At 77.6% G+C, this 3221-nt stretch carries 4 protein-coding genes; all 4 read right to left on the bottom strand.

Annotated elements, in window-relative coordinates; genetic code table 11:
* Window positions 1-327: 327 nt before the first annotated feature.
* Window positions 328-1200 (bottom strand): LLM class flavin-dependent oxidoreductase, encoded by an 873-nt coding sequence (locus ACFWOG_RS40295; RefSeq protein WP_329882632.1) that lies wholly within the window; start codon window positions 1198-1200, stop codon window positions 328-330.
* A 1-nt stretch (window position 1201) separates the two neighbouring features.
* A complete protein-coding gene (locus tag ACFWOG_RS40290; RefSeq protein WP_329882633.1) occupies window positions 1202-1582 on the bottom strand; it encodes a SchA/CurD-like domain-containing protein in 381 nt (126 codons plus the stop codon).
* Window positions 1583-1641: 59 nt separating this feature from the next.
* Entirely contained in the window at window positions 1642-2598 is a 957-nt protein-coding gene (locus tag ACFWOG_RS40285; RefSeq protein WP_329882634.1) for an SDR family oxidoreductase, read from the bottom strand.
* A 267-nt stretch (window positions 2599-2865) separates the two neighbouring features.
* A partial coding sequence (locus ACFWOG_RS40280) for an amidohydrolase family protein (RefSeq protein WP_380364659.1) occupies window positions 2866-3221 on the bottom strand: 356 nt, incomplete at its 5' end.

Here is a 3221-nt window from a genome sequence, read left to right as displayed (position 1 = left end):
GGTCACGCCGGTCACGCCGGCACCCGCCCCGGCCGGGAAGCCGGCGCCCGCCCCCCAGCCGCTCCCGACGCACGACCCGGCGCCCGCGCCCACCCGTGCCGAACCGCGGCTCCCCGCCCGCCCCGCGCCGTCCCCCGGCGCGCAGGGCCGGGCGGCGCCCCTTCCGCGTTCCGACGCCGCGGCGCCGGCGGCCCGCCCCGCCCGGGGCGCCCCGCCCCGGCGCCGGACCGCCGGACCTGCCGGACGCCCCCCGTCGCCGGACCCGGGCGGGGAACGGGGGAGGGGCGGGTGGCCAGTGGCCGCCCGCCCCTCCCCGCCGTGCCGTGGTCAGCCCTGGAGCCCCAGCACCTCGGCCGCGGCCGTGACCTGGTCGAGGTCCCGGGAGCACGGCATCAACAGCAGCTCGTCGCAGCCCGCCTCGGCGTACTTGCCGACGATCCCGCGCAACTTGCCCGCCGAGTCGGCGGCGCCGCGCAGGATGTGCTCGACGAACGGACCGGCGTCCCGGTAGTAGGACCGCAGGTAGCCCTCGGTGTGCTTGGTCGCGTCCCCGCCCAGCGCGAAGTACGCCAGCGCCACCAGCCGGGGCGCGCCCTCGCGGCCCTCCTCCGTCCACAGCTCGCGCAGCGACTGCGCGCCCTGGGCGAACATCATCGGGCCGGTGCCGCCGCCGATCCAGCCGTCACCCAGCCGGGCAGCCCGGCGCAGTGCGGCCGGCGAGTGGCCGCCGAGGATCAGCTCCGGCCCGTTCTGCCGGACCGGCGCCGGTCCGACGGCCGGCTCCCGGCCGGCCTGCGCGTCGGCCCAGTGCCGGCGCAGCTCGGCCACCTGGGTGCCGGTCCGGGCGCCCCGGCCGGTCTTCTCGATCCGGCCGGCCTCGAAGTCGTCCGGTCGCGAGCCGACGGCCAGCCCGAGGGTGAGCCGCCCGCCGGAGAGCCGGTCCACGGTGGCGGCCTGCTTGGCCAGCAGCGCGGTGTTGGAGCGCAGCGGCGAGATCAGGATGCTGGTCGCCAGACCGATCCGCTCGGTGACCGCGGCGGCCGCGGCCAGCGTGGTGAGCGGCTCCCAACTGGTGTGCAACAGGCGGTCGATGGTGCCGAGCGTGGAGAACCCGGCGGCCTCGGCCTGCACCGCCCAGCCGACCACGTCCTCGCCCGCGGTACCTTCCAGCGAGGTCGGCAGTCCGATTCCGATCTTCATGTCACTCCCCCTGGAGGGGCTGGTCGTGGCGGCGGGAGAGCACGTTCTCCATCGAGGCCAGCCGGAAGAAGGCCTGGGCGCCCTCCCGGCTGGTCATGTCGCGGGGGACGGCCAGGTGGTTCTCCAGCTCCCGCTCGAACTCGCGGACGGCCGGCTGCTGGCTCATGTGCGCGGCCACCAGCGGGAGCGGGCCCTCGATCTCGATGACCCGGACGGCCAGCTCCTTGCCGACGAAGGCCTGGGTGCCGAGGAGCTTCCCGACGACCGTGCCGTCCGGGGTGCGGACGTCGAACTCCGGGCGGCCGCTCTTGCGGAACAGCTCCTTGACGGTGTCCTCGCTGCCCGGGAGCAGCGGGTAGTACAGCGCGTGCCACGTGCTCATGTCGTCTCCTGACGGTTCGGGGCCGGGTCCGGCCCCGTCGGGGTGGGGAGGTGGCGCTGTCACTGGCTGGCGGTGACGCCGCCGTCCACGTACAGCACCTGGCCGGAGATGAATCCGGCCCGCGGTGAGGCGAGGAAGGTCACGGCGTCCGCGACCTCGTGCAGCTCGGCGGTGCGGCCCAGCGGGATCCGGCCGATCACCATCCTCATGAACTCCGGGTTCTGGGCGTTCTCCTGGACGAAGTCGGTGCGCACGAAGCCGGGAGCGACCGCGTTCACCGCGATCCGGTGCCGGCCCCATTCGGCGGCCAGCTGCTTGACCAGCAGGTCCAGGCCCGCCTTGCTCGCGCCGTACGCGCTGAAGCCGCGCCGTGCGCCGAACTTGCCGCGGACGGAGGAGAGATGGACGATCCGGCCGCCGTCGCCCGCGATCATCGCCCGCCCGACCGACTGGGAGAGCCAGAAGGCGCCCAGCAGGTTGGTGTCGACGATGGTGCGCCAGTCCTCCTCCGAGATGGTCTCGGCGCCGACCGTCACCAGCGCGCTGGCGCAGTTGACCAGGACGTCGATGCCGCCCCAGCCGGCGACCAGGGTGTCCACCAGCCGGTCCACGTCGGCACGGTCGGCGACGTCGACGGCGTGGGCGACGACCTCCCCGCCCCGGGCGGCCAGCGGGGCGAGCCGGTCGGCGGTCTCCTCGGCCTTCTTCAGCGAGCGGCCGGCGACGGCCACCCGGGCGCCCTGGGCGGCGAGGTCCTCGGCGACGGCGGCGCCGATGCTGCCGTAGCCGCCGACCACCAGGACCCGGCTGCCGGCGAACTGCCGGTCGGCGGGGACCCGTTCGGGTGCGGGCTGGGGCGCTCCCGCGCCGGGCGGTCCTCCGCCGGGCGGGCCGAAGACCCCCGGCGGCGGCCCGCCCGGGCGTCCGCCGGGTGGGCCGGCGAAGCCCGGGGGCGGTCCGCCGCCCGGGCGTCCGGCGGGCGGGCCCGGCGGGTCGGTCGGTGCGGCTGCCGTCATGACGGCACCTCCCTGTCGCTTGTCGGTGGTGGTTCCAGGCGCGTGGCCCCTGGCCCCCGTGGTGGGTGGTTCCCGGTGCGTGGTTCCCGGTGGGTCGTGCCGGCGCGGAACCGCGGAACCGCGGAACGCGGTCCCGGCGCGGTCCCGGCGCGGTCCCGGATCCGGCGTGGAGCCGGGACCGCCGCGGTGCCGGGGCGCGGGCGGCGCCGGCGGGTCGGGGTGAGTCCGGGCCCGGTGCTACCCGGGTCCGCTCGGGATGTGCCGGGTTCAGGTGCGGTCCGGCGCGGCGGGCGCCAGGCCGAACAGCTCGGCGGCGTTGCCGTGCCGGATCCGGGCGACCGCGGTGGCGTCCAGGCCGAGCCCGTCGAGCCGGGCGAGCGAGGCGTCCAGCGGTGCGCTCATCGGCGGGGAGTCGGTGCCGAACATGACGTTGCCGACCCCGAAGGCGTCGACCGCGGCGGCGATGGCGCGCAGGCTCGGGGTCGCCGTGTCGACGTACACCCGGCCGAGCACCTCGGCGAGCGGCGGGACGGGGGGACCGGCCGGTGCCGCCGCACCCGGCCCGCCCGGCCCGCCCGGCCCGCCCGGCCCGCCCGGCCCGCCCGGCCCGCCCGGCCCGCCCG

Origin of the sequence: Kitasatospora sp. NPDC058406, assembly GCF_042722765.1 — a bacterium.
Classification (GTDB): Bacteria; Actinomycetota; Actinomycetes; order Streptomycetales; family Streptomycetaceae; genus Kitasatospora.
Note: the sequence above shows the minus strand (reverse complement) of the source record. Positions and strands in the feature narration are given on the sequence as shown.

Excerpts from the sequence above, each read along its gene's own strand:
- ACFWOG_RS40295 (WP_329882632.1), bottom strand. The coding sequence starts at position 1,200 with ATGAAGATCGGAATCGGACTGCCGACCTCGCTGGAAGGTACCGCGGGC.
- ACFWOG_RS40290 (WP_329882633.1), bottom strand. The coding sequence starts at position 1,582 with ATGAGCACGTGGCACGCGCTGTACTACCCGCTGCTCCCGGGCAGCGAG.
- ACFWOG_RS40285 (WP_329882634.1), bottom strand. The coding sequence starts at position 2,598 with ATGACGGCAGCCGCACCGACCGACCCGCCGGGCCCGCCCGCCGGACGC.